Below are 22,615 nucleotides of genomic sequence, written 5' to 3'. Positions count from 1 at the left end.
GGCGAGCGCGATCTACCACATCGCCCGCAACAGGCCAAGTAGTTGCGGGTCGGACCTGAGATTTATGCAAGATATGGTGGGATTGGAGGATTTGGACGACGGGGCGGTATCCGGTCGTCCATGTCCTGAAAGGCCCGCTTTGGGCTCGAAAGGCCGCGTGGATGCGAGCGGCCAGCCTCTACAGCCCGGTATACCCCGCCTTCACGGGATCCACGCTGCCGTCGAGCTGCCGCAGATAGGTGAGGCCGCAAACCGTCAACCTGTGGGTGTCCTTCTCCCCGGCTTCCATCAACGTATTGAGGTAGTTAGTCACCTTTTCCCGCGCCTCCGCGCTCGCCGCCGACGTGCGGTTGGCGAGCAAATCGTAGGTATGCATGATCCGGTCGATGGCAGCTTCCATGGCACCCTCTGGTTCTTGCCGCGTTTGGGAGTTGAGATCAGGCAACCGCTTTAGCCTCGGACTGCGCCTCGAACCTGACGATGGCCTTGTTTGCCAACCTGATCTTGTTGAATTCGCCGTGCTGGAGCAGCTTGATGACGATCTCAAGCAGGCTTTCGTCGGTGACGAGGGTGTCGCGGATCGCGCCGGAGCGGCGAAGATAGTTCGCTGCGATGGCATAGGCCTCGCTCACGAGTTCCACGTTCATCACCCCCACGCCACGCTCGACCAGCATCGTCCGCCCTCCGATCGAAGGGGATAAGCACCGAACCGGGAACTCGTTCCCTCCGGTTGGGGATTTTTTTCGCAACCGCGAAATGGAAGAAACGCACCGGTCCGGACAGAGCCGGGCCGGCGCGCTTGGGGAAGTGAGGCACATTCGGGAGGCTTGCCGGTCTTGTTGCGGGCCGGCTTGGCCTTGTCCCGTCGAAAAGAACTCAGAGACGATACAGGATCTGGTCGGTCCAGAATCGCTCGAGGCGGTGCAGCGACTTGTTGAGGGTCGAGAACTCCTCGCCCGAGATTCCACCGACCTGCTCGACCGTCTTGACGTGCTTCTGGTAGAGCGAGTCGACGATGCGGCGGACTTCCTGGCCCTGCGGCGTCAGGCGGATGCGCACCGAGCGGCGATCGACGCGCGAGCGCTGATGGTCGAGGAAGCCGAGCTCGACGAGCTTCTTCAGATTGTAGGAGACGTTGGAGCCGAGGTAATAACCGCGCGTGCGCAGTTCGCCCGCGGTCAGCTCCTTGTCGCCGATGTTGTAGAGCAGCAGCGCCTGCACCGAATTGATGTCCGCACGGCCGCGGCGATCAAACTCGTCCTTGATCACGTCGAGCAGCCGGCGATGCAGCCGCTCCACCAGAGTCAAGGCTTCCAGATAGAGCGTCTGCACCGAACCCTGCTGGCCGGAGACGCGCTCTGCGGTATCTGCCGCAGTTGCGACGGCTTTCATCATGACACTTCCCCTGTTGTCGTTTTTATCGACACTCATTCGACGAAACTTGTGTCCCGTCTGATAGGTGCAACTTAAGGGGCCCGTTTGAAGATCGGCTTAAATAAGAGAATAAAGAGATCATGAATTTAAGACAGTGAATTGCGGATTAAGCCTGTGCCACAAGCACTTTTCGCAATAGTCTGTTGACTCTCGCAAGGTCCTGTTCACCCTCCGTCCGCCGCGATTGTCGCATTCCAGAACAGCCCCGCCCCGTTTCGAAACGGCCGCGTAAGAGCTGTGGCGGAAGAGGCTGGTTAGCGAAAACTTACGTCGAATTTTACGCAACCAATGGTCAACCAAGCGACAATCTCGTGTCCCGGTCCAGCACAGCGAAGCGCAGAGTCGGGGCACGAGAGTTTGCTATGGCGGCCGTTCGCGCGCGGCCATCCAGGCGAGCGCGAGGTAGGCGGCGAGCATGAAGGCTTCGACCCCGACCACAACCAGGCTGCCGCCGTAGATGCCCGGGAACATCAGCTCGATCACCGCCATCGATACCACGGTCGTCAGCCACACCACGGCGCCCCAGGGCGTCGCCAGCCACAGCCCGACCGCGGCAACGAGTTCGATCACGGCGAAGTAGATGGTCGAGGCCTGCCAGGCCATCGACTGGTTCTCGAACGCCTCGTCCTCGCCGCCGACGAAGCCCGTCACCTGCGCCCAATGATAGAGGCCCTTGAGGATCGAGAGCAGCGCCATCACCCGCAGGAACAGCACGAGCCGGCGCGTCCAGGCATTATCGTCGGATTCAGCCCGCTCCGACGAGATCGCCGCCACCGACATTGCACTGTCTCTGGCATTGTCTCGGACGGCGTCCCTGGTGCTGTCGCGGGCCGCATCGCGGGTGGAGATCTCGGACATGCCCCCTTCTGGCTGCTTTGCCCCGCAAAATCAATCGGCTGCCATCTTTTGCGACAGGTCAAGCCGCGGTGACGGGAACCATGCGAGCTGGTATAAGAATAATTCCAGCCGGAGGAAGAGTGATGGCGATCAAATACGGACGTCCGATCGAATTGCGCGAGGTCTCGCGCCGGGATGGCACTGGGGCCTCCCCTGCCCTCGATCTGACCGTCCGCCCGCGCCGCAACCGCAAGGCCGAATGGGCCCGGCGTATGGTGCGCGAGAACGTGCTCACCACCGACGATCTGATCTGGCCGCTGTTTCTGATCGACGGCAACAACAAGCGCGAGCAGATTGCCTCGATGCCGGGCGTCGAGCGCCTCAGCGTCGACCAGGCCGTGCGCGACGCCGAGCGCGCAATGAAGCTCACCATCCCCTGCCTCGCGCTGTTTCCCTACACCGACCCATCCCTGCGCGACGAGGACGGCTCGGAAGCCACCAACCCGAACAATTTGGTCTGCCAGGCGGTGCGCGCGATCAAGAAGGAGTTTCCGGAGATCGGCGTTCTCTGCGACGTCGCGCTCGATCCCTTCACCAGTCACGGCCATGACGGCCTGATCTCCGACGGCAAGATCCTGAACGACGAGACGGTCGCCGTGCTGGTGCGTCAGGCCCTGGTGCAGGCCGAAGCCGGCTGCGACATCATCGCGCCCTCCGACATGATGGACGGCCGCGTCGCTGCGATCCGCGAGGGCTTGGATCGCACCGGGCTTCTTGACGTGCAGATCATGGCCTATGCCGCAAAATACGCCTCCGCCTTCTACGGTCCGTTCCGCGACGCCATCGGCTCGGCCAAGACGCTCACCGGCGACAAGCGCACCTACCAGATGGACAGCGCCAACACCGACGAGGCGCTGCGCGAGGTCGAGCTCGACATCGCCGAGGGCGCCGACATGGTGATGGTCAAGCCCGGCATGCCCTATCTCGACGTCGTCCGCCGCGTGAAGGACACGTTCGCGATGCCGACTTTCGCCTACCAGGTCTCCGGCGAATACGCGATGATCGCGGCCGCTGCCAACAACGGCTGGCTCGACGGCGAGCGCGCCATGATGGAGAGCCTGCTCGCCTTCAAGCGCGCCGGCGCCGACGGTGTGCTGAGCTATTTCGCACCGAAGGCGGCGGAGAAGCTGCGCGCGCAGGGGTAAGCCCCAATGTCGTCCCGGCGCAGGCCGGGACCCATACCGCGTGATCTATCGGGCGCGCGGGGTATTGGTACCGGGGAAGCGATCAACCCCTGAGCCTTCGCCAAACTGCTTTGCGTGGTTATGGGTCCGGGCCTTCGCCGGGACGACACTATTCGTGTGGCGGCGCGCCCTTTTCCCCCCACCTCCGCCGCCCCCGAATCGCCGGAATATTTCGGCTTGTTAATCGCGGCACCCTTGGCACGCGGACGGCCTATTCCCATGTGCTGCCACGGGAGTTTCCCCTCGGGAGGACGGTCATGTCGTATTCGGACTCGGGCAATGCTTGGCGCAGTGATGGTGCGGCTCACGCATACGATCCCTATCTGCACCCGGAACTGTTCCGCGGCGTTGCGACGCGGCGGGTGTTCGCCTTCCTGATCGACATGGTCGTGATCTCGGTGCCGGTGATCCTCGGCTACCTCTTCATCGCGGTGTTCGGCGTGGTCACGCTCGGCATCGGCTGGGCGCTGTTCTGGCTGGCGTGGCCGGCCTCCGTGATCTGGGCCATCGTCTATTACGGCGCCTGCATCGGCGGTCCGTCGTCCGCGACCATCGGCATGCGCGTGATGGATCTTGAGTTGCGCACCTGGTACGGCGCGCCCGGCTATTTCGTGCTGGGCGCCACCCACGCGGTGCTGTTCTGGGTGACCGTGTCGTTCCTGTCGCCTTTCGTCGTCCTGGTCGGCCTGTTCAACGGCCGCAGGCGCTTGCTGCAGGATTTCGTGCTGGGAACGGTCGTGATCAACAATTCCGTTCGTGCGCCGGTGCCTCAAGGCGCCAGGACCTACTGATCAGCGACCTGCTGATCAACGACCCCGGATCAAGAACCTATCAACCTGGACCCGCTATGCTGTCCGACCTGACCTGCCGAGTAGACCGATTGACCGGGGGCTTTCGTAGCGCGATGCTGACGCACATTTTGGAGGCCCACGACGTCCCTTGACCCAGCACTCGCGCGACACCCCACAGTTTTACCTCACGGCGCCCTCCCCCTGCCCCTATCTGCCGGGCCGGCACGAGCGCAAGGTGTTTACGCACCTCGTAGGTGAGCGCGCCGGTGACCTCAACGACCTCCTGACCCACGGCGGCTTCCGTCGCAGCCAGTCGATCGCCTACCGTCCCGCCTGTGACCAGTGTCGCGCCTGCGTCTCGGTCCGGGTGATCGCCAACGAGTTCCGCCCCTCCCGCAACTTCCGCAAGGTGATCGCGCGCAACGCCGACATTATCGGCGAGCAGCGCAGCGCGGTGCCGACCTCCGAGCAATATTCCGTGTTCCGTGCCTATCTCGATTCCCGTCACCGCCATGGCGGCATGGCCGACATGACCGTGCTCGACTACGCCATGATGGTCGAGGACAGCCACGTCGAGACCCGTATCATCGAGTACCGCAAGCGTGGTCCCGACAGCGGCATCACCGGCCGCGGCGAGGAGCTGATCGCGGTCGCGCTGACCGACGTGCTCAGCGACGGCCTGTCGATGGTCTATTCGTTCTTCGAGCCCGGCGAGGTCAGCCGCTCGATGGGCACCTTCATGATCCTCGACCACATCGCCCGCGCTCGCCGGCAGGGATTGCCTTACGTCTATCTCGGCTACTGGATCGAGGGCTCCAAGAAGATGGACTACAAGGCCCGCTTCCTGCCGCAGCAGCGCCTCGCGCCGTCAGGCTGGCTGCGCATCGACGCACAGGGCGATGCGGCCTCCGAGCCGCAGGACTAGGAAACGGTGGTTCGACGTCGCGCGGTGAGCACAGGCATGCGCTTGCCGTCTGCAATTTCTGTCCTGGTCGCACTCTCGTTGATCATGCCGTCGAGCGTCGACGCTCATGCCTGTGACGCCGGCCACAAAGAGTATTTTGGCCGTTGTATCGCGGTGACGCTTCCCGCCCCGAAGCTGCTCACGTTCCTCAAGAACTACGGCCAGCCGGTCGCCCAGATTGGCGAGGTCGCCGATCTCTTCGCACCAGACCTGCCCTTGTTCGACAAGCCCGAGCCTGGCCGCAAGATCATTCACACATGGCGGCGCCCGAACGCCGACGTCGAATCCGAAGCCCGGATCGTCGGCGTTCTTCCCGATTTCTATGTCGTGACGGTGAGCGTGTACGAGGGCCCGACATCATGCGGGATCGACGAGTTCAAGCAGAAGGGACCGAAGACGACGTTGCGGGGCTACGTGCCGAAATCCAGTCCGCAAGGATTGCCGTCGCTCTGGAAGTTCAAGCACATGAGCGGCCTTTGTTAGCGGCCACGCTCGCAAGCGCTCTCACCCGAACAGCGTATCCGCCAGCAGCTTCAGATTCAAAACCACGATGATGCCGGCGACGATCCACGCGATCGCGGCGACCCACGTTGGAATCGCGAACTTGCCCATCTTGCGGCGGTCGGAGACGAAGCGGACCAGCGGGATCACGGCGAAAGGCAGCTGCATCGACAGCACGACCTGGCTGAACACCAGCAAATCCGCCGTGCCGCGTTCGCCGTAGATCGCGGTGACGATAATGACGGGGATGATGGCAATGCCGCGGGTCAGCAGCCGGCGCGCCCAGCTCGGCAGGCGCAGGTCGAGAAAACCCTCCATCACGATCTGGCCGGCCAGCGTCGCGGTCACGGTCGAGTTGAGGCCCGAGGCGAGCAACGCCACTGCGAACAGTGTCGAGGCGATGCCGAGCCCGAGCAACGGAGACAGCAGCTCGAAGGCCTGGCCGATCTCGGCGACGTCGGAATGGCCGCTCTTGTGGAAGGTTGCGGCAGCCACGACGAGGATCGCGGCATTGATGAACAGCGCCAGCATCAGGGCGACGGTCGAATCCGTCGTCGCCCATTTGATCGCCTCGCGCCGGCCGGTGTCGTTGCGCTCATAAGCGCGTGTCTGCACGATCGAGGAGTGCAGATACAGATTATGCGGCATCACGGTGGCGCCGATGATGCCGATCGCGATGTAGAGCATCTCGGGGTTGGTGAAGATCTCGGTCTTCGGCACAAATCCCCTCAGCATCTCGGCAACCGGTGGTGCGGCCGCGGCAAGCTGGACGGTGAAGCAGACTGCGATCACGACGAGCAGCGCGATGACGAAGGCTTCGAGGAAACGGAAGCCGCGGTTCATCAGGATGAGCAGCAAAAAGGCATCCAGTGCGGCGATCAGCGCGCCGCCGATCAGGGGAATGCCGAACAGCAGTTTTAGGGCGATCGCCGTGCCGATGACCTCGGCGAGATCGCAGGCGATGATCGCCGCCTCGCAGGCGAGCCACAGCATGAAGTTCACGGCCGGCGAATAGGTCGCGCGGCAGGCCTGCGCCAGGTCGCGGTCGGTGACGATGCCGAGCCGTGCCGCCAGTGATTGCAGCAGGATCGCCATCAAATTCGAGAGCAGAATGACGGAGAGCAGCGTGTAGCCGAACTTGGACCCTCCGGCGAGGTCGGTCGCCCAATTGCCCGGGTCCATGTAGCCGACCGAGACCAGATAGCCCGGGCCGACAAAGGCGAGCAGGCGCCGCCACCACACCCCCGCGATGGGGAGGGCGACCGAGGCATTCACCTCGGCCAGGCTCTTGGTCACGGGCGCATCATTGCGCCAGCCGGCGGCGTCTCGGGTCAGATCGGGAGAGCGAGCATCCATGGGGCGAGAATACCGAAGTCGAGCCTTATTGCAACTCATTTGCAACTGCATCTAGCCGGGTGCGTTCCGGTGGCGGTCGCTATTCGTTGCCCCTGTCGGGAAGCGGGTGGGTTTGGCCGTCCTCCGAGGCGGATAGTGGCGCCGACTCGACTTTGCAGGAAATGAGCCATGTCAAATCCCCCGCGCCTCCCCGAGACATTCAACCGCCTCGCCTGGTCCAATTTGGCGGCACAGTCGGCCGAACAGATCGCGCTGGCCGCGGCCCCCATCGTCGCGGTGCTGACGCTCGGCGTCGCCGAAGGCCAGACGGGCCTGCTCCAGACCGCGCTGACCCTGCCCTTCGTCCTCTTCGCCATCCCCGCCGGCCTGCTGGCCGACCGCATCTCCCGCCGCTCGCTGATGGCGGGCGCCGAGGCGCTGCGGGCCGCGGCCCTCGCTGCGATCGTGCTGCTGCTCGCACTCGGCGCGCTCAATCTGCCACTGCTGGCGCTGCTCGGCTTTGCCGCCGTTTGCGGCACCGTCGTCTACAGCGTGGCCGCGCCGGCACTGGTGCCCTCGCTGGTGAGTTCGGACCTGTTGCCGGCGGCCAATGCGCGGATCGAGCTCGCACGCACCATCGCCTTCGCCAGCGGCCCTGCGCTCGGCGGCGTGCTGGTCGGGTGGTGGGGCGCGAGCCCGGCCTTCGGCTTTGCGGCCGCGCTATCGGCGATCGCCGTCGTGCTGCTCTCGGGCATCTACGAGCCCGCCCGCACGCCGGCCGCACGGCGGCATCCGTTTCAGGACATCCGCGAGGGCGCGGCCTTCGTGTTTCACCATCCGCTGCTGCGGCCGGTCTTCATCACCCAGTTCATCTTCAACACCGGATGGTTTCTGCAGATCGCGGTGTTCGTGCCCTACGCCGTACGTCACCTCGGCCTGACGGCTGCCGGTGTTGGCGCCGTGCTGACCATGTACGGCGTCGGCATGGTGATCGGCGCGCTGTTCGCCACGCGCGTGATGAAGCGCATCGCGTTCGGCACGGTTGTCGGCCTCGGCCCCGTCACCGGCTTCGTCGCCGCAATGGTGATGGCGCTGACGGTGCTGGTCCCCTCGCCCTGGCTTGCGGCCTTGAGCTTCTTCCTGCTCGGCGTCGGGCCGATCCTGTGGGTGATCTCGACCACGACGCTGCGCCAATCGGTGACGCCGCCTCGCCTGCTCGGCCGCGTCTCCGCCATCAACATCATGAGCTACGGCGCCCGCCCGGTCGGCTCGGCGCTGGGTGCGATCGTCGGCGGCCTCTGGAGCGCGGAAGCCTGCCTCTATCTCGCCGCGGCCGTGTTCGGCGTGCAGGCGCTGGTGATCTGGCTCTCGTCCGCGGTGGCGCTGGACCGGCAGCCGGACATGGTGGGCGACGAGGTGGCGGCGCGGTGTTAGCCGCACCGTCATTGCGAGCGAAGCGAAGCAATCCAGAATCCGTCCGCGGAGACAGTCTGGATTGCTTCGTCGCAAGAGCTCCTCGCAATGACGGAATATGTTGAAGCAGCTAGCCTAGCCTGCCAGATACCGCTCGTAGCTCCCCGTCACCGGCTCGCTCGCGTCCACCTCGGGATCGAGCGTGTAGAGATCCTGCGCGCGGCCGATGCCACGCAGCGCGTAGCGGCCGGTGGAGACGAGGTAGCGCCGGCCGGCGGCGTCGAGGCCCTTGTAGAACTCCGCCGAGGCCAGCAGCTCTCGATCGACCGAACGGCTCATCGAGGCGATGCGGCTGACCTCGTTCACGGTCGGACCGACCACGGTGAAGTCGAGCCGGTCCTCGCTGCCGATATTGCCGTAGAAGACCTCGCCGACATGCAAGCCGATATAGGCGGACGTGGTGGGACGGCCCTCGGCGCCCCGCCGCAGGTTCAGCGCCGCGACGTTTTTGCGGAATAAATGCTCGGCGCGCAGCGCCGCGCGCCGGGCATGCGCCATGTCCTCGCCGGTGAACATCGCGAGCACGCCGTCGCCGATCAGCTTCAGCACGTCCCCGCCGGCGTCGTGGATCGCATCGATCACGGCCTGCGCATAGTCGTTGAGGAACGGGATGATCTCGTCGGGGCCGATGCTCTCGCTGATTCCGGTCGAGCCGCGCAGATCCGAATACCAGAGCACGGCGTTAATGCGCTCGGTGACGCCGCGCGAGATGCGTCCGCTCAAGACCTGCTCTGAGGCATCGCGTCCGAGATAGACGCGGCCGAGCGTGCGCGCGATGTCGACCTGCTGCGCCGACTTGATCGCGAGCCCCAGCACCGGCACGAGATCGCGCAGCGCCGTGAGCTCGGCGCGTCGGTAAAGCCAACCTCGCGTCGCGTTGTCCATGAGGAGTAGAGGCAGTCCATCTGCCCGAGCGCGCCGGTCTCCCCGAAGCGGTGCACAAAGGCCAGGAAATGGCGGTGCCCCGTTTCGGCGAGCTCGCCGATCTGCGAAAAGTCGAGCGAGGGCGCGTCGGCGAGATCGATCACCATCTCGTCGTGACCATGCTCGAGCAGATGATAGAACACCGAGCGGCGCCAATTGTTGGCCGCGTCGCCCTCGGCCGTCGAGCCGTATTCCACGACGTCGCTCTCGTTGGTCGGCGTATCGCTCCAGCGGAAGGCGCGTCCCTCGTAGATCGGGTGCAGCGTATCGATCACGACAAGCCCACGCGAGAGTTCCAGCCCCTCGGCGCGGCAGCGCTCGCAGAAGCCGCGCAGCAGTTCGGGTTCGGGCAGGCCGGTGAGCCCCTGGCCGGCCAACCAGTTCATCAACGCAAGGCGCGAGGTCAATTGCATGCGCCATTATGCCGTGCATTCGTGACGAGCGAAAGGCGGCGCGCTGACCTTGCGTCAAGGCTCCCACCCGCGGCAGGTCGCATATGTCGCGGACGCTGTTGACGCGCTCCCGCCGCGGGCGGCAAATGCGAACGATGACACCGCCGATCAGAAATACGGGGATATGAGCCAGCGCCAGCTTCCGATAATCCTGGCGCTCGGTACCACGCAGACCCTGGCCTGGGCCTCGAGCTACTATCTGCCGGCGCTGCTCGCCGATCCCATGGCACGCGATCTCGGCATCTCCTCCAACTGGGTCTTTGGCGCTTTCTCGGCCTCGCTGGTGATTTCGGCACTGCTCGGCCCGCGCATCGGGCGACAGATCGATCTCGTCGGCGGCCGGCAGGTCCTCTCGGTGTCGAACCTGACGATCGCCGCCGGCCTCGTTCTGCTCGGCCTCTCGCAATCGGTGGCGGTGATGGCGCTGGCCTGGCTGGTGCTCGGCATCGGCATGGCGATGGGGCTCTACGACGCCGCCTTCGCCGCGCTCGGCCGGATCTACGGCACCGAGGCGCGCAGGCCGATCACCGGCATCACGCTGATGGCGGGCTTTGCATCGACCGTCGGCTGGCCGCTCACCGCCTGGGGCCTCGCCCATATCGGCTGGCGCGACACCTGCTTTGCCTGGGCCGCTGCCAATATCCTGATCGGCCTGCCGCTCAACTTCTTCTTGCTGCCGACGATCAAGGGCGCCAAGCAAGCTAAGGCGGCGGCAGAGAAGCCGCATCTGCCGCTCGACCGCACCATGGTGCTGCTCGCCTTCATCTTTGCGGCGGTCTGGACCGTCACCGGCGCGATGGCCGCGCATTTCCCGCGCATCCTGGAGACCACAGGCGCGACGCCGGTCGAGGCGATCGCGGCCGGTGCGCTGATCGGCCCGGCGCAAGTGGCCGCGCGGGTTCTGGAAGCGGGCTTCCTCAGCCGCTTTCATCCGCTATGGTCGACGCGGCTCGCCTGCCTCACCCACCCGATCGGCGCGGTGGTCGTTGCGATCTTCGGCGGCGCCGCGGCCAGTGCGTTTGCGCTATTCCACGGCTCCGGCAACGGTATTTTGACAATCGCGCGCGGCACGCTGCCGCTGTCGATTTTCGGCCCCAAGGATTTCGGCTATCGCCTCGGCATCATCGGCGCGCCGGCACGGATGGCGCAGGCCGTGGCGCCGCTGGCCTTCGGCCTGCTCATCGACGTCATGGGCGCCAAGGTGCTGATCGTCTCCTCCGCGCTCAGCCTCTCGGCGCTGGCCGCGCTGTTCATGATCCGCGCGCAACCGCGGCCGGATTGACCGGGCCGGAGCTTTCGCGCACAAGCGGAGCATGACCGAAGACACGCGCCCGCCCCGCACATTCAAAGGCCTCCTGCGCTGGGCGACCACGCCACCGCAGGCCTGGGGTGTCTATCTCCTCGCCATCATCCTGGTCTGGCTAATCTCCTTCTACGCCGGCTCGCTGAAGCCGAAGAAGACGCCGGACGCGAGTCCGCCCGCCGCGACCGCGCCGCGCAGCTAAGCCGGCTTCGTTTCGCTGGTCGCGATCCAGATGCCGGCGAACACGGCGACCAGCCCGATCAGGAGATTTGGCGTGATCGGCTCGCCGATCAGCAGCGCGGCGAGCAAGGTGGCCGCAATCGGGTTGACCGTCATGGTATTGGCGACCCGGGTCGGCGTGGCGCGCGCCAGCGCCATGACCCAGAGGATGAAGGCGAGCGCACCGCCGCCGATGCCCAGATAAATTCCGGCAATCCACTGCGCCGTCGTGAAGTGCTCGAGCGCTGCGAAACTGCCTTTCACCAGACCCGCGAGCACCAGCACGGCGGCGCCCGAACCCATGCCGACCGTGAGAAAGCCGAGCGGGCTGGAGCGCTGCATCAGCGGCCGCGACAGCACGTTGTAGAACGCCATGCAGAACACGGCACCGGTCATGATCAGCTCGCCGCGCCAGGCCCCGGGCGGGCTTTGCGCCAGACCCGCGGCCAGCGCCGCCGCCACGCCGAACACCGCGATGCCGACACCGATGATCTTGCGCGCCGTCAGCCGCTCGACGCCGAGGATGGCGCCGACCACCATGGTGTGGAGCGGCAGCGTCGCCAGCGCGAGACTGGCGCGCGCGGCGGTCGTGTAGGACACCGCGATGTTGTAGAGGATGAAGAACAGGCCGAAAAAACAGATGCCGAGCAGCGCCACGGCCGGCCAGTCGGACCGCTGCGGCCAGCGCACGCCGAGCAGAACCGCGCACGGCAGCAGGCAGAGAAAGCCGATCCCCCAGCGCAGGATCGCGAGCAGGATCGGATCGGCGCCGCCGACCAGATAGCGGGTGATCGCCGCGGCAGTGCCGCCAAGGCTGCTCGACGCCAGCGCGATCGCAACCCCGGCCCACTCACCCACAATCGTCTCCCGTTGCGGAGCCTGCTGAGGGCGCTAGCACGCCCCTGCTGCCACCGTAGTGGCAACAGGGGCGTCGCGGGAAGTTAGTCGTAAAACTCCGGCGACATCTTCTGGCTGTCGCGCTGGACCTTGTCGTGGTTGATCCAGAGCTGCGCCTTCTCCTTCCCGAGCGTGTCGGCGATCTTCTGCATCGAGGCCGTGCTCTGGTCCTTGTTGGCGTTCATGCTGGGCACACGGCGATTGTCCCAATTGTCTTTGAAGTGCACCGCATCGCCCGACAGCACCACCGCGCCGGTCTTCGGCAGCTTCACCAGCAGCGATTGGTGTCCCGGCGTATGGCCGGGCGTCGACAGGATGGTCACGCTGCCGTCGCCAAACACGTCCTTGTCGCCCGCAAGCAGCTCGACCGGATGTGTCGGCTTGAATCGCGGCTCGTTGTTGGCGCCGGGCCAGTCATACTCGGCCTTCTGCACGTAGAGCGTGGCCTGCGGGAATAGCTCGACATTGCCGGTGTGGTCGGGATGGGTGTGCGAGACCGCCATCATCTTGACGTCACCGGGCTTGAGGCCAAGCTGTTCGAGCTGGGCGGCAAGCGTCTTCGGCCGGCGCCAGGTCACCGCCTTGGGATCGGCGGGCGTAAGTCCATTGGGCATCGCGGCGACTGCGTCGGCGATGCCGGTATCCCACAGGAACCAGCCCTTGGCGTGCTTGACGAGATAGCAGCTGTCGACGAAGTCCATCGTCTTGCCCTCGTTGAGGCCGGGCGTCCAGCGCGAGATATCGCCGGCGGTGCCCTCCCCGCAATTGAGCACGTAGAGCTTTTCGACACCGGTCTTTTCCGATTGCGCCAGCGCCGCATGGCCGGACAGAGCAAGCGCGGCGACGGTGAGAGCGAGCGTGATCCTTGACGTCATTCGTTCCTCCCTTGCAGCCATTGTCGGCTGTGACCGAGGGTCAACCCCGGTCCGTTCGCAGAATTCCCGCAGACCGCTTCAGTGCGGGCAGGTCTCGACCTCGACGGTGACGTGGCTGAGGCCCTTCAGCCCGGCGAGCCGCTTCTTATAGACCGCCGGCTGCTTCGGCTTGTCCGAGACCACCGACACCAGCACGGCGCAATGGCCGGGGCCGACCTGCCACAGATGCAGATCGGTGACGCGGTCGTCGCCGATCTCCATACGCGCCCGGATCACACGCTCGAGCTTCTCGTCGGCGCGCACGTCGAGCAGCACCGCGCCTGATGTCTTGATCAGGCCGAACGCCCAGCTTGCGATCACGGCGCTGCCGATCAGGCCGACCGCCGGATCGGCCCAGGCCCATCCCGAATACATGGCGATCACGAGCGCGGCGATCGCCAGCACCGAGGTCGCCGCGTCCGCCATGACGTGGACGTAGGCCGCGCGGAGATTGTTGTCGTGATGATGGCGGTGATGATCATGGTCATGATCATCGTGATCATCATGCGCATGGCCGTGATGATGATGACCATGGTTATCGCGGAGCAGCCAGGCACTGGCGAGGTTGACGCACAGGCCAAGGGCAGCGACCACGATCGCCTCGCCATAGACGATCGGCACTGGCGTGATCAGCCGCAGCACGCTCTCATAGGCGATCTCGACCGCGATCAGGCCGAGGATGATCGCGCTGGCGAAGGCGGCGAGATCGCCGAACTTGCCGGTGCCGAAGCTGAAATGCGAGCTCCCCAGGTGCCGCCGCGCAAAGCGATACGCGAACGCGGCAATCCCCAGCGCCGCCGCATGCGTGCCCATGTGCCATCCGTCGGCGAGCAGTGCCATCGAGCCGAACAGCGAGCCGGCGACGATCTCGCCGACCATCATGACCAGCGTCAGGATGACGACGAGCCAGGTGCGCCGCTCGTTCTCGTCGTGCTTGTCGCCCAGAAAGGCGTGGTCATGGGTCCATTGTTCGATGGAATGGGAATGCATCGCAAAGTCTCCGAAAGGTCCGGGCCGTTGACCCCTAATATAGACCTGCGAGTCTTCTGGGCAAAATCGCCGGAATGAGCCGATTGACAGGTAGGTGCCGTTTCGGTGTAATGAAGGCCATGGGGATTTGAGCGATCTCCCCACGAGGCGACATGCCCAAGTATCGCGTCCCGTTGTTTTTCACGAGGGCGCATCATGTCTTCCTACACGACGATATCATCTGACAAACTGGCACGGCTGATCGGCACGGCGAACGCCCCTGCCCTGATCGACGTGCGCACCGACGAGGATTTTGCCGCCGACCGGCGCTTGATCCCAGGTTCGATCAAGCTCAGCCACGACAATGTTCCGGAATGGGGTGCCGAATTCGCCGGCCGCACCGCCATCGTCTCCTGCCTGCGCGGCGCAAAGCTGGCGCAGGGCACGGCGGCCTGGCTCAGGCAGCTTGGGGTCCAGGCCGAGACGCTGGAAGGCGGCTTCGAGGGCTGGAAGGACGCAAAGCTGCCGCTGCTCGACACCCGCAAGCTGCCGCCGCGCGACGCCAAGGGACGCACCGTCTGGGTGACGCGGGCGCGGCCCAAGGTCGACCGCATCGCCTGCCCCTGGCTGATCCGCCGCTTCGTCGATCCAAACGCGGTTTTCCTATTCGTGGCTCCGTCCGAAGTGGTTGCCGTCGGCGAACGATTCAAGGCAGCCCCGTTCGACATTGAGAACGTGTTCTGGAGCCACCGTGGCGAGCTCTGCACCTTCGACGTGATGATCGAGGAGTTCGGGATTGCCGCGCCGGCGCTGCTCCGGCTCGCAACGCTGGTGCGCGGCGCCGACACCGGGCGGCCCGACCTTGCGCCGGAGGCCCCCGGCCTGCTCGCGGCTTCGCTCGGGCTGTCGCGGATGTATGATGACGACCTCGAACAGCTCGAGGCCGGCATGCTGCTCTACGACGCGTTCTACCGGTGGTGCCGTGACGCCACGTCCGAGACCCACAACTGGCCGACCAACAAGGCGAAGGCTTGATGGATACCCGTACGATCGAAGCAGGAGCTGATGCCGGTCACGGCGTCAGCTTCAGCGAAGCCTTTCGCGTCTGGCTCCGCGTCGCCTGCCTGAGTTTTGGGGGGCCCGCGGGCCAGATCGCGGTGATGCACCGCATCCTGGTCGAGGAAAAGAACTGGATCTCGGAAGCGCGTTTCCTCCACGCGCTGAACTATTGCATGCTCTTGCCGGGCCCGGAGGCGCAGCAGCTCGCGACCTATATCGGCTGGCTGATGCATCGCACCGCCGGCGGGCTGATGGCGGGCGGGCTGTTCATCCTGCCCGGCATCATCGCCATCATGGGCCTGAGCTACGTCTACGCCGCCTTCGGCAATGTCAGCTTCGTCGAGGCGCTGTTCTTCGGGTTGAAGGCCGCCGTGCTCGCCATCGTCGTCGAGGCCGTGGTGCGCGTCGGCAAGCGCGCGCTGAAGAACCGCATCATGATCGCGCTTGCCGCGATCGCCTTCGTCGCGATTTTCTTCTTCGCGATCCCCTTCCCGGTCATCATCATCGCCGCAGGCATCATCGGATATATCGGCGCCAAACAGGGCCGTCCGGAATTCGCGCCGGCCGGTCACGGCCCTGGCGGCAGCAGCGCCGTGATCGACAGCATGCTCGGCGACGCCGTGCCCGAGCATGTACGCCCCAACTCCGCGCGCGCGATCCGGGTCGGCGCGTTGTGGCTTGCGCTGTGGCTGGTGCCGGTGATCGCGCTGTTGCTCGCTGTTGGACAGGACAACGTCTTCAGTCACATCGCGCTGTTCTTCTCAAAAATGGCGCTGGTCACCTTCGGCGGCGCCTATGCGGTGCTGGCCTATGTCGCCCAGCAGGCGGTCGAGCACTATCACTGGCTCAAGCCGCACGAGATGCTCGACGGCCTCGGCATGGCCGAGACCACGCCGGGCCCGCTGATCATGGTGCTTCAGTTCGTGGGCTTCATGGCCGCCTACCGCGACGCCAGCGGCCTGTCGCCGATGCTCGCGGCTACCTTGGGCGGATTGCTCGCGACCTGGGTCACCTTCACGCCTTGCTTCCTCTGGATTTTCGTAGGCGCCCCCTACGTCGAACGTCTGCGCGGCAACAAGGGCCTCGGCGGTGCGCTCAGTGCCATCACGGCTGCCGTCGTCGGCGTGATCCTCAACCTCTCGATCTGGTTCGCGCTGCACACGCTGTTCCGCGACACCGTGCCGGTACACACTTTCCCGTTTGCCTTCGACATGCCGGTGCTGACTAGCGTCGATATCCCTGCGCTCGTGCTGTCGATCGCGGCCGCAACCGCGATCTTCCGCTTCAAGCTGGGGATGCTGACGGTGCTGGCCGGCAGTTGCGCCGCGGGCGTGACGCTAAGGTTGGCGGGGCTGATTTAGCCTCCAAGCATCGGCTTAAAGGCTGCCTCCATGAGGTCGCAAAATGGGCCACGCCGAGTTCGGCTGCGTCAACCGGAACGTGAGCTAGGACCGGCACTGAATTTGAAAACGGCTTTCTTGCCTCCGGGAGAAGGAATCCCAAAAAGCACGAAATATCCAGCCGGAACGAAGAACAGGGTCAGGAGCGAGGCGACTGCAAGCCCGGACATCATGAGCACCGCCATGGGTTGCCACAACGCGCCGCCGGAGATGGCCATGGGTGCGAGCCCAAGGACCGTGGTGGCCGACGTCAGGAGGATCGGACGAAGACGCTTTCCCGACGCAGCTACGATGGCTTCCCGCAGCGGAAGCGTCTCTCGCTCGATATCGATCTGATCGATCAGAACGATGGCGTTGTTGATGATGATGCCCGACAGGCTGATGATGCCGAGGGTGCCGAAGAACGAGAGCGGTTGTCCGGCCGCCAGCAGGCCGAACGGAATCCCAATCAGGATGAGCGGTATGCTCATGAACGTCAGAAGCGTGCGCCGGAAGGAGTTGAACTGCAGGATGATCGCCAGCACCATCACGGCAAGTGCGATCGGAAAGCCCCCGCCGAGCTTCTGGTTCGTCTCCGCGCTTTTCTGGATCTCGCCGCCGACGGTCACGTGATATCCCCCAGTCATGTCCATCTCGTTGAGTCTGGGCTGAATCGTTTCCAAAAGCTGCCCGGCCGTCAGGGAGGTGCTGCGGGCCGTCACGGTGATCGTCCGTTCCTGGTTCTTGCGGCGGATCCGCGCGAAGTCGAAGCCCGGCTTTAGCCTCGCGACCTGCGCCAGCGAGATGAGGCCGCCGCTCTTTGCGAAGGTGGCGCTGGTGAGGCCTTCCAAGCTCTGCGAGGTGTACGCGCCGGCGCGCAGCACGATCGGGATCGAGTTATCGCCTTCCCGGTAGATCGACACCGCGGTGCCGGTGAAATACGTGTTCAGGAGCCGAGTGACTTCCTCAGAGGTGACTCCAAGCTGGCGCGCACGGTCCTGGTCGATCTCGACGACCACCTTGACGATCTTGTTGCCCCAGTCGTCATCGTTCTCACGGACGTTCGGCGCCGCCTGCAACAGGGATCGAACCCGTTCGCTGAACGCGAGCAGCCGGTCACCGTCCGGGCCCGATATCTCCAGCTCCACGACGCCCGATTCGACGGCTCCCATCGCCAGCCGCTTGATCTTGAAGCTTGCTTCCGGGTGATTGGCATAAAGATATTTCCAGGCACGATCGGCCGCACGCACCGCAGCCTGGTAGTCCGTCGTGTTGACAAGGAAGAACGCGGACGCCGGATCCGGCGGGACTGGGGTCAGAGTGAGATAGAATCTCGGCCCGCCGTCACCCACGTACAGGATTTCGCTGGAGATCTCCGGATTGGCCCTTCTGTCCCCGAGCCACCGTTCGATCTCGCGCGCGCGATCTTCCGTTTGCGAGATGTCGGTCCCGTCAGGCATATTCATGTAGATCAGGAATTGGCTACGTTCGCTGAGCGGAAACATCTCCTTCGGGATGCGCGGGAATTGAGTAAGCGCAATTACGACGAGCGCAATGCAACCGGCCAGGACGACAGGAGAGAAGCGCAAGGCCGAGCCGAGCGCGGAGGCATAGAGCCGCTGCAGGCGAGACGGCGCCGCATCCTCCTCAGCAGATCCGGTCCGCCGGCCGATCAGCCACACGGTCAGGGCGGGAAGAATGTACATCGCCGTGATCCAGGAGCCGCCGAGCGTGAGCGCCACCACGGCCGCCAGCGAAAACGCATACTCGCCAGACGCGCCCGATAGCAGCATGAGCGGCAAGAACGCAGCGATGGTGGTGATCGAGGAGATCAGGAGCGGCAGCGCATACTGCTCTCCGGAGGCTAGGCCGGCCTCCTCGGGAGGCACTCCGCGGCCGATCCGGCTGACGATGTCCTCGACGATGACGACGCCATTGTCGACCAGGAGACCGAGCGCGATGATGATCGCCGCGATCGAGACCTGCTCCAGCGCGATCCCCAGCGCCCGCATGCCGATCAACGAAAACATCACGGCGAAGGGAACGATCATCGCCGCGATAGTGCCCGCCCGCAGGCCCAGAAAAACGATCACCAGCACTGCCACGACGACGAAAGTCTGGGCCACACTCGAGAGGGCGGAATTGACGGAGGCGCTGACCTGATCGGCCTGGTAGGTCGCGAAAGAGACGGCGTAGCCGATCGGAAGGCGCTCCTCATAGTCGCCTGCGGCCGCACGGAGCTTGACTCCAAGCTGCGTGACGTCCTGGTCCGGCTGCATAATGACGCTGAGGACCACGGCGGGACGACCATTGAAATAGATCGGCTTGACCTTCGGGGAGACGTAGTCTCGGCGGACCGTGACGATATCGGCAAGCCGAACCAGACTGTCGGTGGTCCCGACCCGCGTGAGCATGGTCTCGATCGCCCGCACGTTTGGAAAATCGCCGGAGGTCTCGAGCAGAAGGCGCGTGCCGTCGGCGTTGATGTTGCCGGACGGCAGCACGACATTCTGTCCCTGGAGATCCTTGATCAACGCGTTGACCTGAACGCCGATCGCGGCCATCTTTCGGGTATCGAGCTCGAGCCAAACCCGTTCGTCCTGCACGCCGTGAAGCTCGACCTTGGAGATTCCCGCGATCTGGTAGAGCTTCTTCCGAAAGTCCTCGGCCGCGTCCTTCAGTTCGCGGGGGGAAAAGCCTTCCCCTGTGATGGCGATGGTCGCGATTGCGACATCGCCGAAGTCGCTGTTGACGAACGGTCCGACCACCCCATCGGGCAGCTCGATCTTGGCGTCGGCCATCTTGTCGCGCAGTCGCTGCCAGGTGGCGTTGACGTTCGCGATTTCGTCCTTCAGGTCGACATAGATGGTCAGGGATCCTTCGCCGGCAAGCGTTCGGATGTCCTTGACCTCAGCGAGTTCGCGTACTTTTCGCTCGACGGGAACGGCGACCAGATTCTCCATTCGCTCGGGCGCCATGCCCGGAAAAAGGGCCGACACAACCGCTGTCCGGATGACGATGACCGGGTCTTCGCGTTTAGGGAAGTTCGGATAGAGCCCGATGCCGGCAATCAGCAGACCGATCATGGCCATGATCGTGAATCGGGACCGCGCCAGACCGAACCGGGTGAGAAGATTCACGGCCCCGCCTCCTCGAACGGAAGCAGCTTCACCTTTTGTCCGTCCGAGAGGTAGGACACCCCTGCCGAGGCCAGGACGTCCCCAAGCTTGACGCCCTCCACCACGACGAGACGATTGTCCCGGATTCCGCCAACGATGACGGTGCTCTTCTTCACCGTCGAACTTGCCACGTCGTAGCGAAACACCGTACCGGTGTTCTGCAGGACCTTTCCGCCTTCGGGCACCAGCACGGTGAGCGGAACGAGAAACCCGCTGCGGCCCACGACCAACGGTTCTTCGATCGCGACCTCGACCGACATACCGGCGTTCAGACCAGGGGCATTGTTGTCCAGCCTGACCACAACCGGGAACGCCGATACCTGCTCGGCTTTGGACCCGAGCTCCCTGATCTCGCCCTTGAGCGGAAGATCGGGCTTATCGGCGACCTTGATGGCCACCTTCTGCCCGACCTTCAGGCTCTGGAAGGTCGCGGCCGGCACCAGAAAGGACATTTCGAAGCTGTCGTCGCTGTAGAGGGTAGCGACCGGCTGCCCCGCAGCGACCTGCGCGAAGGATTTGACCTCCACGCGAGCGATGGTCCCGGCGAAGGGAGCCAGCAGCTTGCTGCGATCAAGGTTCTGATCGGCCAATTCGAGCTGGCGGCGCGCCTGGTCGAGCTGGGCTCTCGAGCTGAGCAAGGTGGCGTTAGACTGCTCGAAAGCCGCCTGGGTCGCGACGCCGCGCTTGAGGAGTTCTTCCTTGCGCTGGAAATCGGACTGGGCGTTGTCGAGCTGCGCCTGCGCCTGCTGCACGCCCGCGCTGGCCTGGTCCACCTGGCTCTGCAGCGATCTCGGATCGATTTCGGCAAGAACGTCGCCGAGTTGCACCTTCTGGCCGACGGTGAGGCCGACGGCCTTCAGCTGGCCCCCGATCTCGAAGGAGAGGCTGCTGACGTCGGCCGGCTGCAGAACGCTCGGGAAGCGCCGAACGCGGCTTTCCGCCGTCGCGGCCACCTTGTAGGCGCGCAGACCGCGGACCGGCTGTTCGCTCGCCTCCTTCTTTTCCCCGCAGCCCTGCAAGCCGACGACAAGGAGCGTCAAGATGCCAAATCGCGTAAGATGTCGGATCATCGAGCGCTCCTCGAATCCTATCGAATTTGATCCTTCGGCCTGGCGGCGTCGTTCCGCGAGCTCACGGCACTACCGCGAAAAACAGAAACGCGGCGAAGATGACCAGATGCACGACGCCCTGCAGCACCGTGGTCCGCCCGGTGCCGAGTGTGATGACACTCAACAGCAGCGTGAGCATGAGCAGCCCCAAATCCTTTATGTCCAACCCGAGTTCGAGCCGATATCCCATGACGATCGAGACAGCCGCGACGGCGGGAATGGTCAGGCCGATGGTCGCGAGCGCCGAGCCGAGGGCGAGGTTGAGACTGGTCTGAAGCCGGTCGCTTTGCGCCGCCTTGATGGCCGCCACTGCCTCCGGAAGAAGAACGAGTGCGGCGATGATCGTGCCGACGACTGCCTTAGGGACCTGGAGATAATCGATAGCGCGCTCCACGCTGGGGGTAAGGACTTTCGCAAGCCCCACGACGGCCACAAGGGAGACGACGAGGAGAGCGGCACTCAGGCTGGTCGTTCCCTTGTCCGGAGGAGGCGAATGCTCGTCGGCCGCGGCACCTTTCGCGGCTAGGAAATAGTCACGGTGTCTGACCGTCTGAACGAAGACGAACGCGAGGTACAGAATCAAGGACGCAAGCGCGGCAAAGATGAGCTGCGAGGTGTTGTACAGCGGACCGAGCTCTTGGGCTGCAAGGTTCGGAAGCACCATCGTGAGGCTGGTGAGAGCCACCAGCACGGCGAGAGCGGCACTGGCGCCTTGCGCCTGGAAGCCCTGTTCATGGTGGCGCACGCCGCCCCACAGCAGACAAGCACCTACGATGCCGTTACAGACGATCATGACTGCCGCGAAAACCGTGTCGCGGGCCAGCCCGGCCTTCTCGGCAGGCGCGCCGATCATCACCGAGACGATGAGCGCCGTCTCGATCACCGTCACGGCCAACGCCAGGATCAGCGTGCCGAACGGCTCGCCGACGCGGTGAGCGACCACCTCGGCGTGATACACGGCGGCGAAGACCGTGCCGAACAGAGCCGCTCCGGCGGCGGCGTCGATGACCCCGCCTTTGCCGAGAACGAAACTGATCAACAGGACGCCCCACGCCAGCCCTGGCCAAATCCACGTCCACCGAGCTGTCCCTGCTACAGCCATGGCGACTCTCCCTGAACGTGTCCCCGCTAGGTGTGGGGCTCTTCAGTTGCATCATACTCAGGAAATGGCATGGCCAAAAGACATCGCATCACAATTTCGGAACAATGTTGCTTCTGGCGGATAGCTCCAGACGCCTCCCTGGAGCGCGGTGCGCCAAAGGCGAAACACTGCGAAAGTGTGCCGCCTTGGCCAGTCAAGTGCACCCGGCAAAAATATTCCACTTTACCGAAATTCGGATTTGTCGTACAAGCGACACACCCTGGCCCGAGACAAGGGGCGGATCGCGATCGTCATGAACCGCGGGTTGGGTAGCGATGGACGCGACGGCGTCGGGCACGGCGAGCCTTGCAGGGCGGGAAACCGTGAGCACAGGCTTTCGTGCCTACGACACGATGCCGACAGCGTCTTCGCATGGTTTCGGGTGCGAGCACACGCCAGCACTCGAAGCGACATGCGAGGACGTGCGCGGACGAACAAGTCGTGTGGTCCTGACGCCCGGGGTCTGTGCGTCAAGTCCTGCGGTGATGTGG

General features: G+C 64.6%; 20 protein-coding genes and 1 pseudogene. 9 read left to right on the top strand and 12 right to left on the bottom strand.

What is annotated here, in order from left to right:
* Positions 1-178: 178 nt before the first annotated feature.
* From AC0L3J_RS24580 to AC0L3J_RS24565, 4 genes are all read right to left on the bottom strand, one after another.
* Positions 179-400: a hypothetical protein gene (locus AC0L3J_RS24580; protein WP_007603423.1), complete on the bottom strand. Its 222-nt coding sequence runs from the start codon at positions 398-400 to the stop codon at positions 179-181.
* A gap of 37 nt (positions 401-437) precedes the next feature.
* A complete protein-coding gene (locus tag AC0L3J_RS24575; protein ID WP_456764032.1) occupies positions 438-674 on the bottom strand; it encodes a hypothetical protein in 237 nt (78 codons plus the stop codon).
* A gap of 202 nt (positions 675-876) precedes the next feature.
* Positions 877-1,395 (bottom strand): transcriptional regulator LdtR, encoded by a 519-nt coding sequence (gene ldtR / locus AC0L3J_RS24570; protein ID WP_007603420.1) that lies wholly within the window; start codon positions 1,393-1,395, stop codon positions 877-879.
* 399 nt (positions 1,396-1,794) lie between these two features.
* A complete protein-coding gene (locus tag AC0L3J_RS24565; protein ID WP_473348592.1) occupies positions 1,795-2,292 on the bottom strand; it encodes a DUF6163 family protein in 498 nt (165 codons plus the stop codon).
* Between the two features lie 122 nt (positions 2,293-2,414).
* On the opposite strand from AC0L3J_RS24565, the gene hemB reads away from it, so the two are divergent.
* The 4 genes from hemB (at position 2,415) to AC0L3J_RS24545 (ending at position 5,753) form a co-directional block, all read left to right on the top strand.
* The gene (hemB, locus tag AC0L3J_RS24560) at positions 2,415-3,476 is read left to right on the top strand and encodes a porphobilinogen synthase (RefSeq protein ID WP_473348591.1); all 1,062 of its coding nucleotides are present in this window, start codon (positions 2,415-2,417) and stop codon (positions 3,474-3,476) included.
* 296 nt (positions 3,477-3,772) lie between these two features.
* Positions 3,773-4,306: an RDD family protein gene (locus AC0L3J_RS24555; protein ID WP_473279231.1), complete on the top strand. Its 534-nt coding sequence runs from the start codon at positions 3,773-3,775 to the stop codon at positions 4,304-4,306.
* Between the two features lie 148 nt (positions 4,307-4,454).
* Positions 4,455-5,231 carry an arginyltransferase gene (locus AC0L3J_RS24550; protein ID WP_007603416.1) on the top strand — a complete coding sequence of 259 codons (777 nt, stop codon included), beginning with the start codon at positions 4,455-4,457 and terminating at the stop codon, positions 5,229-5,231.
* A gap of 36 nt (positions 5,232-5,267) precedes the next feature.
* Positions 5,268-5,753 carry a hypothetical protein gene (locus tag AC0L3J_RS24545; protein WP_473348590.1) on the top strand — a complete coding sequence of 162 codons (486 nt, stop codon included), beginning with the start codon at positions 5,268-5,270 and terminating at the stop codon, positions 5,751-5,753.
* 21 nt (positions 5,754-5,774) lie between these two features.
* Here the strand turns inward: AC0L3J_RS24545 and AC0L3J_RS24540 are convergent, their stop codons facing one another.
* On the bottom strand, positions 5,775-7,127 hold the full coding sequence (locus tag AC0L3J_RS24540) for an Nramp family divalent metal transporter (RefSeq protein ID WP_473348589.1): 1,353 nt from the start codon (positions 7,125-7,127) through the stop codon (positions 5,775-5,777).
* Positions 7,128-7,295: 168 nt separating this feature from the next.
* On the opposite strand from AC0L3J_RS24540, the gene AC0L3J_RS24535 reads away from it, so the two are divergent.
* Positions 7,296-8,540 carry an MFS transporter gene (locus AC0L3J_RS24535; RefSeq protein WP_473348588.1) on the top strand — a complete coding sequence of 415 codons (1,245 nt, stop codon included), beginning with the start codon at positions 7,296-7,298 and terminating at the stop codon, positions 8,538-8,540.
* A gap of 114 nt (positions 8,541-8,654) precedes the next feature.
* Here the strand turns inward: AC0L3J_RS24535 and AC0L3J_RS24530 are convergent.
* Positions 8,655-9,916, bottom strand: a pseudogene (locus AC0L3J_RS24530) (adenylate/guanylate cyclase domain-containing protein).
* A gap of 163 nt (positions 9,917-10,079) precedes the next feature.
* Between AC0L3J_RS24530 and AC0L3J_RS24525 the strand changes: the two are divergent.
* A complete protein-coding gene (locus tag AC0L3J_RS24525; RefSeq protein ID WP_473348587.1) occupies positions 10,080-11,237 on the top strand; it encodes an MFS transporter in 1,158 nt (385 codons plus the stop codon).
* Positions 11,238-11,268: 31 nt separating this feature from the next.
* Positions 11,269-11,460, top strand: a complete 192-nt coding sequence (locus AC0L3J_RS24520; RefSeq protein WP_473348586.1) for a hypothetical protein — start codon at positions 11,269-11,271, stop codon at positions 11,458-11,460.
* Here AC0L3J_RS24520 and AC0L3J_RS24515 read toward each other — a convergent pair.
* The 3 genes from AC0L3J_RS24515 to dmeF all read right to left on the bottom strand — a co-directional run bounded on the left by AC0L3J_RS24515 (position 11,457) and on the right by dmeF (position 14,278).
* Entirely contained in the window at positions 11,457-12,335 is an 879-nt protein-coding gene (locus tag AC0L3J_RS24515; RefSeq protein ID WP_473348585.1) for a DMT family transporter, read from the bottom strand. The genes AC0L3J_RS24520 and AC0L3J_RS24515 overlap by 4 nt on opposite strands.
* A gap of 83 nt (positions 12,336-12,418) precedes the next feature.
* Positions 12,419-13,249: an N-acyl homoserine lactonase family protein gene (locus AC0L3J_RS24510; RefSeq protein ID WP_473348584.1), complete on the bottom strand. Its 831-nt coding sequence runs from the start codon at positions 13,247-13,249 to the stop codon at positions 12,419-12,421.
* 78 nt (positions 13,250-13,327) lie between these two features.
* Positions 13,328-14,278 carry a CDF family Co(II)/Ni(II) efflux transporter DmeF gene (gene dmeF / locus AC0L3J_RS24505; RefSeq protein ID WP_473348583.1) on the bottom strand — a complete coding sequence of 317 codons (951 nt, stop codon included), beginning with the start codon at positions 14,276-14,278 and terminating at the stop codon, positions 13,328-13,330.
* 195 nt (positions 14,279-14,473) lie between these two features.
* Between dmeF and AC0L3J_RS24500 the strand changes: the two genes are divergently transcribed.
* Entirely contained in the window at positions 14,474-15,292 is an 819-nt protein-coding gene (locus AC0L3J_RS24500; RefSeq protein ID WP_026233570.1) for a chromate resistance protein ChrB domain-containing protein, read from the top strand.
* Complete coding sequence (gene chrA, locus AC0L3J_RS24495) at positions 15,292-16,677, top strand: chromate efflux transporter (RefSeq protein ID WP_473348582.1); 1,386 nt, start codon at positions 15,292-15,294, stop codon at positions 16,675-16,677. Before AC0L3J_RS24500 ends, chrA begins: the two co-directional genes overlap by 1 nt.
* 68 nt (positions 16,678-16,745) lie before the next feature.
* Here chrA and AC0L3J_RS24490 read toward each other — a convergent pair whose 3' ends face one another.
* The 3 genes from AC0L3J_RS24490 to AC0L3J_RS24480 all read right to left on the bottom strand — a co-directional run bounded on the left by AC0L3J_RS24490 (position 16,746) and on the right by AC0L3J_RS24480 (position 22,085).
* Positions 16,746-19,835 carry an efflux RND transporter permease subunit gene (locus AC0L3J_RS24490; protein ID WP_473348581.1) on the bottom strand — a complete coding sequence of 1,030 codons (3,090 nt, stop codon included), beginning with the start codon at positions 19,833-19,835 and terminating at the stop codon, positions 16,746-16,748.
* Positions 19,832-20,944: an efflux RND transporter periplasmic adaptor subunit gene (locus tag AC0L3J_RS24485; RefSeq protein ID WP_473348580.1), complete on the bottom strand. Its 1,113-nt coding sequence runs from the start codon at positions 20,942-20,944 to the stop codon at positions 19,832-19,834. The genes AC0L3J_RS24490 and AC0L3J_RS24485 overlap by 4 nt, the downstream gene beginning before the upstream one ends.
* A gap of 61 nt (positions 20,945-21,005) precedes the next feature.
* A complete protein-coding gene (locus tag AC0L3J_RS24480) occupies positions 21,006-22,085 on the bottom strand; it encodes a calcium:cation antiporter (RefSeq protein ID WP_473348579.1) in 1,080 nt (359 codons plus the stop codon).
* Positions 22,086-22,615: the final 530 nt, after the last annotated feature.

This window comes from Bradyrhizobium sp. Kon37, assembly GCF_055807535.1.
Note: the sequence above shows the minus strand (reverse complement) of the source record. Positions and strands in the feature narration are given on the sequence as shown.